We start from the raw sequence: 2,595 nt of genomic DNA, 5'->3' as shown, positions 1-2,595 counted from the left end.
TGAAGTTCGCCCATGCCGGAAATGATGGTCTGGCCGCTTTCCTCGTCGGTCTTGACACGGAAGGACGGATCCTCGGCGGCCAGGCGGTGAAGGGCGAGGCCCATCTTTTCCTGGTCGTTCTTGGTCTTCGGCTCGATGGCGATCTGGATGACCGGATCGGGGAATTCCATGCGCTCGAGAATGACCGGATGCAGCGGATCGCTCAGCGTGTCGCCGGTGGTCGTGTCCTTGAGACCGGCAAGAGCAACGATGTCGCCGGCAAAAGCCTCTTCGACGTCGGCGCGCGAGTTCGCATGCATCTGCAGCATGCGGCCGATGCGCTCTTTCTTGCCCTTCACGGTGTTGTCGACCGAGATGCCCTTGGTGAGCCTGCCCGAATAGATGCGGGCAAAGGTCAGCGAACCGACGAACGGGTCGTTCATGATCTTGAAGGCGAGCATCGACAGAGGCTCGTTGTCGTCGGCGTGACGCTCGATCTCGGCGTCGGTCTTGGCATCGACACCCTTGATGGCGGGAACATCGGCCGGCGACGGCAGATATTCGACGACGGCGCCGAGCAGCGGCTGCACGCCCTTGTTCTTAAAGGCCGAGCCACAGAACATCGGGTAGAACTTGACCGCGATGGTGCCCTTGCGGATCAGCGCGCGGATCTCGTCATTCGACGGCATCTTGCCTTCGAGGTAATTCTCAAGCGCCGTCTCGTCCATCTCGACGGCGGCCTCGATCATCTTCTCGCGGTATTCTTCGGCACGAGCCTTGAGGTCGTCCGGGATCTCGACAACATCCCAGGCAGCGCCCAGCGTCTCGTCGCGCCAGACAAGCGCGTTCATCTCGACGAGGTCGACGACGCCCTTGAACTCGGTCTCGGCGCCGATCGGCAGCTGCATGACAACGGCATGCGCACCGAGGCGCGAACCGATCATCTCGACCGAGCGGTAGAAGTCGGCGCCGATCTTGTCCATCTTGTTGCAGAAGATCATGCGCGGAACGCGGTACTTGTCGGCCTGGCGCCAGACGGTCTCGGTCTGCGGCTCAACGCCGGCATTGGCATCGAGCAGCGCGATGGCGCCGTCGAGCACGCGCAGCGAACGCTCGACTTCGATGGTGAAGTCGACGTGGCCGGGGGTGTCGATGATGTTGAAGCGGTGCATCTTGCCGTCACGAGCCTTCCAGAAGGTCGTGGTCGCGGCGGAGGTGATCGTGATGCCGCGCTCCTGCTCCTGCTCCATCCAATCCATGGTGGCAGCGCCGTCGTGGACTTCGCCGATCTTGTGCGACTTGCCCGTGTAGTAGAGGACGCGCTCGGTGGTCGTCGTCTTGCCGGCGTCAATATGCGCCATGATACCGAAATTGCGGTAGTCTTCGATTTTGTATTCGCGGGCCATCGTAGCTGCCTCTCAGTCTCGTTCGCGCTTTACCAGCGGTAGTGCGCGAAAGCGCGGTTGGCTTCAGCCATCTTGTGGGTGTCTTCACGCTTCTTGACAGCCGTGCCGCGGTTGTTGGCCGCATCCATCAGCTCGCCGGAGAGGCGGTCGACCATCGTGGTCTCATTGCGATTGCGGGCCGCAGCGATCAGCCAGCGAATGGCCAATGCCTGGCGGCGCTCGGGGCGCACGTCGACCGGAACCTGGTAGGTGGCGCCACCGACACGACGCGAACGCACTTCAACATGCGGCGCGACATTGTCGAGCGCCTGATGGAAGACGGTGACCGGCTCCTGCTTGGTCTTCGACTGAACCTGGTCGAGCGCGCCGTAGACGATGGTCTCGGCGACCGACTTCTTGCCGTCATACATGACGGCGTTCATGAACTTGGTGACGATCAGATCGCCGAACTTCGGGTCCGGATTGATCTCACGCTTTTCTGCACTGTGACGACGCGACATGGTTTTTGTCTCTCAATCTCATAACCCGACGCACCCAAGGAGCGCCAAGGCCGGAAAATCTTACTTCGGACGCCCCTTACTTCGGACGCTTGGCGCCGTACTTCGAACGGCGCTGCTTGCGGTTCTTCACACCCTGCGTGTCGAGCACGCCGCGGATGATGTGGTAGCGAACGCCCGGAAGATCCTTGACGCGGCCGCCGCGGATCATCACCACGGAGTGTTCCTGAAGGTTGTGGCCTTCGCCGGGGATGTACCCGATCACTTCAAAACCATTGGTCAGGCGGATCTTGGCCACCTTGCGCAGCGCCGAGTTCGGCTTCTTCGGCGTCGTTGTATAGACGCGCGTGCAGACGCCCCGCTTCTGCGGGTTCTGCTGCATGGCCGGGACCTTGTTGCGCTTCACCGGCGCAATGCGCGGCTTGCGGATCAGCTGGTTGACGGTAGGCATTAAACCCTCTTGTCTCTCAATTCCGTGTCTCGCCCGGTCAGGGCCGCTCAAAGCGTCATTTCCATACGCAAATTCGGGCCATAAGCCGCGCCTCGCGGTCTTGCCCGAACAAAAGGCAGAGGAAGCGGAAGCCGCTTCGTGCACGCCGGAAATGTCTTTTCGCTCGTAAAACGAACCCTGTTTGAGGCAAACTCCAAAGCGTGTCGCTTCGGAAGGGAGAGCCTCACATCGGTTCTGACTGGGCGGCTTCTACTCGTAAGAC

General features: G+C 61.2%; 3 protein-coding genes. All 3 read right to left on the bottom strand.

From position 1 onward, the window contains the following. Positions 1-1,385, bottom strand: a 1,385-nt coding sequence (fusA, locus tag EN906_RS30385; RefSeq protein WP_127375615.1) for an elongation factor G, incomplete at its 3' end; no start/stop codon positions are given. Positions 1,386-1,414: 29 nt separating this feature from the next. Continuing rightward, on the bottom strand, positions 1,415-1,885 hold the full coding sequence (gene rpsG, locus EN906_RS30380; RefSeq protein WP_008875664.1) for a 30S ribosomal protein S7: 471 nt from the start codon (positions 1,883-1,885) through the stop codon (positions 1,415-1,417). 76 nt (positions 1,886-1,961) lie between these two features. After that, complete coding sequence (gene rpsL, locus EN906_RS30375) at positions 1,962-2,333, bottom strand: 30S ribosomal protein S12 (protein ID WP_006333356.1); 372 nt, start codon at positions 2,331-2,333, stop codon at positions 1,962-1,964. Positions 2,334-2,595 lie beyond the last annotated feature (262 nt).

The sequence above is a fragment of the Mesorhizobium sp. M7A.F.Ca.CA.004.06.1.1 genome (assembly GCF_003999135.1).
Taxonomy (GTDB): Bacteria; Pseudomonadota; Alphaproteobacteria; order Rhizobiales; family Rhizobiaceae; genus Mesorhizobium.
The sequence above is the reverse complement of the archived record's forward strand: the minus strand, read 5'-3'. Positions and strand labels throughout refer to the sequence as shown.